The sequence below is a fragment of the Ferruginibacter sp. genome (genome assembly GCF_031430955.1).
Lineage (GTDB): Bacteria > Bacteroidota > Bacteroidia > Chitinophagales > Chitinophagaceae > Ferruginibacter.
On sequence record NZ_JANPCM010000347.1, the window covers coordinates 1 to 2,230 of the forward strand.

The window sequence follows — 2,230 nt, forward strand, 5'->3', positions numbered from 1 at the left end:
GTTTACTGCAAACCTTGGCTTAGATATTTTCTTTGAGGGTAAAGAACAGGATGGCTATAAAACCAACCTGCTGGGCTTAAGCATGCTGTACAAACCCTCAAAAAAATTAAACCTAAAGTGGATGCTTAGTCGCTTTAGCAATAAAGAAAATGAAAACTTTGATATTGCGGGTGCTTATCTTTTTGGCGACAGGGATTTCGACCGCAGCAGCAGCACTTTTGGGCAAATAATAAATCCACTGGGTGCAGGCTATTACCAAAACTATGGCCGCAACTCTTTAGATATTGCTGTGTACAATGCATCACTTAAAGGCAGTATCGATAAAGGCAAACATTTTATACAGTTTGGCAACAGCATAGAGCAAACCAACATTACCGATAAATTAAAAGAGTTTGAATACCAGGATAGTGCCGGTTACTCCTTACCGCACAACCCCGCCAATTTAAATTTATATAAGGTTTTAAATTCCACCGCCGGTCTTTCCATACAAAAAATCAGCGGTTATGTGCAGGATAATATTCGCCTGGGCAATGCTGCAAAAGATATTACACTCCAGGCCGGCATACGATACAATTACAACAGCCTTAACAAACAATTTTTATTAAGCCCACGCATGCAGGTTAGTTATAAGCCGCAGTGGAAAAAAGATATGGTATTAAAATTTGCCGCAGGCGTTTACAGCCAGCCGCCATTTTACCGGGAGCTGAGAAGGTACAACGGCACATTAAACACCAATGTAAAAGCACAAAAAAGTTACCAGTTGGTAGCCGGTGCCGATTATAATTTTAAAGGATTAGAAGGCCGCCCTTTTCGCATTACCACCGAAGCTTATTACAAAAGCTTAAGTGATGTAGATGTGTATGATGTGGACAATGTAAAAATCCGCTACGCCGGTAACAACGATGCCAAAGCCTATGCAACAGGCATTGAAGCAAGATTGTTTGGCGAGCTGGTAAAAGATGCCGAAAGCTGGTTCAGCATTGGTTTTATGCGTACACGGGAAAATTTAAACAACGATGTGTATTACCAGTATAAAAATGCCGCAGGCGAAATTATTACTGCACAAAGCACCGATCAGCAACCAGTTGACAGTATTAAAAACGAAGTAGGTTTTGTGCGCCGCCCTACCGACCGTTTAATAACCGTAGGTTTATTTTTAGAAGATTACCTGCCCACCAATAAAAATTTTAAAGTACATTTAAATTTGCTGTACGGCAGCAACATGAGTTACAATATACCCAACAGCGTAAAGTACCGCAATGCATTAACAATAGATCCGTATATAAGAATTGATATTGGTTTTAGTGCACAACTGCTAACCGAAAAAAGTAAACGCCGCAGCCACAGCCCTTTCTCCGGTTTCGAAAATATCTGGGCAAGTTTTGAAGTATTTAATTTAATCGACCGGCCTAACACCATCAGCTACCAGCTAATAAAAGATTTTGCCAACAACACCTACAGCATCCCCAACCGCCTAACGCCAAGGTTAGTAAATTTTAAAATTGTAGGCAGATTTTAATTGGCTTTGCCAATTATTTATTTTGAAACGGACATTGGTTCATTGTGGTACATCGTCCCCGCCGTGGCGGGGCTCACTTGTACTATTACAGCTTTATTGGACTTTTACCTAAGCGTATTTGTGTGTGGTAAAATAAATTATACCGCTGTTTTTAAAATTTCTATATTTAAAATATGGAAACAGTTATATTAAAAGCTATACAGCACCGCAATGCAGAATGCATAGGTATAAATTTCACGGGCAACGCACTGCTAAATACTGCTGTTAAAAAAATACCCGGTGTAAAATGGAGCAAGACTAACCAATGCTGTGGCTGCTTTTAAATAAAACCAGCCACAGCTTAATTACAACAGCATTTTTACATAAAGCAGCTATCGACAATACATCGCTAAAAAATTACCTGCAAAAGAAAAAACAAATAGCTACTACCCTGCCCGTTGTTGCCGCAGTAAAAAAAACAGTCATAAAAATTTCGGCACCCGCATTTAAAATAAGTAACGAAAACCTTACTGCCCTCGAAAAATTTATACAGCAACTCTACCTTAAAGCTTACAGCCCCAGTACCATCAAAACTTACCGCAACGAGTTTATGCAATTGCTGCAGTTGTTGCCATCTATACCAATGGTGCTTTTACCCAAAAGGTTTTCATCGCTCAAAAAAGGTACGTACAGTTTAAACATGTTTTGCAAAGCCATTGCATGTACTTTGCG

At 39.5% G+C, this 2,230-nt stretch carries 1 protein-coding gene and 1 pseudogene; both read left to right on the forward strand.

Annotated features, from left to right (window positions below; translation table 11 throughout):
* Positions 1-1,519, forward strand: a 1,519-nt coding sequence (locus tag ACY65O_RS09875; RefSeq protein ID WP_462220687.1) for a TonB-dependent receptor, incomplete at its 5' end; no start/stop codon positions are given.
* A gap of 304 nt (positions 1,520-1,823) precedes the next feature.
* Positions 1,824-2,230 (forward strand): annotated as a pseudogene (locus ACY65O_RS09880) (hypothetical protein); the annotation flags it as partial.